2 protein-coding genes and 1 pseudogene are annotated in these 1,541 nt (G+C 65.3%); 2 read left to right on the top strand and 1 reads right to left on the bottom strand.

Annotation, left to right across the window (positions count from 1 at the left end; all coding sequences use genetic code 11):
* A partial coding sequence (locus EN914_RS35080) for an oligopeptide/dipeptide ABC transporter ATP-binding protein (protein WP_348631966.1) occupies window positions 1-273 on the top strand: 273 nt, incomplete at its 5' end.
* A gap of 25 nt (window positions 274-298) precedes the next feature.
* On the opposite strand, the gene EN914_RS35075 is transcribed toward EN914_RS35080, so the two are convergent.
* Window positions 299-1,201 (bottom strand): LysR family transcriptional regulator, encoded by a 903-nt coding sequence (locus tag EN914_RS35075; RefSeq protein WP_024502605.1) that lies wholly within the window; start codon window positions 1,199-1,201, stop codon window positions 299-301.
* Window positions 1,202-1,313: 112 nt separating this feature from the next.
* Here EN914_RS35075 and EN914_RS35070 point away from each other — a divergent pair.
* Window positions 1,314-1,541: pseudogene (locus EN914_RS35070) on the top strand (peptide ABC transporter substrate-binding protein); the annotation flags it as partial.

Here is a 1,541-nt window from a genome sequence, read left to right as displayed (position 1 = left end):
CATCATCCCTACACCGAAGCGCTGCTGTCGGCCGTGCCCAAACTCGACCAGACCGAGACGGCGCGCATTCGTCTCGACGGCGAAATCCCGAGCGCCACCAATCCGCCGTCGGGCTGCGTGTTCCACACGCGCTGCCCGCGCAAGATCGGTCCGATCTGCGAACAGCAGGAGCCGCCGCTGAGCGAGGCCCAGCCCGGCCATTCGATCCGCTGCCACATTCCATATGCCGAACTGGCCAGGCTGCAGAGAGCGGCCGTGACCGAGCCGGCATAGCGCCGCGCTTCCGTGGCTTGGCCAGTCAGACCTGGCCGGCCATGCTGAGAGCACGGTCACCTTCCGAAAAGCCCTGCCCTTCGGCCCAGTCCCTGGCCAGCGTGCGCAGGCCTGTGAGCGCGACATCCAGGACATCCGAAGAAACAGGATTGGAGGGATAGGCGAGGTAGATCGGCCGCTGGAACACCGGCGCGTCGTCGATGCGCCGCATTTCGCCGCGCTCGATATGGCCGCTGACGGCGCTGAGCGGCAGATAGGCGGCGGCCTGCTGCGACAGGACATGCTGCAGCCCGATGAAGACCAGCCCCGCCGATATGGCCGGCTTGACCATGCCGGCATAGGCGCGGTCGTGCTCGATGCGGAACTCAAGCCCCCAGTCCATCAGGATGTAGTTTTCGGTCCACGGCCTGGTCTGCGCGGCGTGCTGCACCAGCACGACCTGATCGACGGCCAGCGTTTCGTAGACGATGCCGGGGTGCGGCCGCGGCAGATAGAGGATGCAGATATCGAGCAGGCCTTCCGCCAGTTGGTCGATCGCCGAGTCCGGGAAACTGCCTTCAAGCCGCAGCGCCACGTTCGGCCGCCTGGTGCGCATCCACTCGACCCATGGCGAGGTGATGCGGTCCCACAGATAGGCAGGCGCGGTCAGCCGCAGCAAGGTCTCGTAGCCATCGGGAACGGCGATGTCCTGCCGCGATTGCTCCCAGGTGCGGGTGATGGAAGAGGCATGTGGCAGGAACTGCCGCCCGGCCGGCGTCAGCGTGACGCCATCGCGGTCGCGCACGAAAAGCCGGCGGCCCAACTGCTCCTCCAGCCCCCTGATCCGTGCGCTGACGGTGGACTGCGCGAGGTTGAGCCGGCTGGCCGCAACGGTGAAGCTGCCATGGGTGGCGACTTCGAGAAAGCTGCGCAGATTTTCAGTGTCCATGCCCACCTCTGCATCGAAAATTTCGATGACCCCTATCAAAAAATATCGCTTTCCGGCGGCAGTCAACAATGAACTAGATGGCCGAACCCCAAGACAAGCGAGGAATCCAGCCATGCCCAAGCATTTCCGGATGATCGACAACGCTCGCAGAACGCTCACTGCAATCGAAAATTCCGCTGTCGACGAATTGCTGGCCGGCAGGATGGACCGCCGCGACTTCCTGCGCCATGGCAGCGTGCTTGGTCTCTCACTGCCGTTCCTGGGCAGCCTTGTCGCGGCCGCCGGCCTCGGCACGCAGCAAGCACGCGCGGAGGGCAAGCCGGGCGGCACGGTGCGCGCC

Source organism: Mesorhizobium sp. M7A.F.Ca.CA.001.08.2.1, from assembly GCF_003998455.1.
GTDB classification, from domain to species: domain Bacteria; phylum Pseudomonadota; class Alphaproteobacteria; order Rhizobiales; family Rhizobiaceae; genus Mesorhizobium; species Mesorhizobium ciceri.
This window is presented reverse-complemented; position numbering and strand designations above follow the sequence as displayed.

Bases quoted from the DNA above. Each gene is read 5' to 3' on its own strand.
- EN914_RS35075 (WP_024502605.1), bottom strand. From the start codon at position 1,201: ATGGACACTGAAAATCTGCGCAGCTTTCTCGAAGTCGCCACCCATGGC.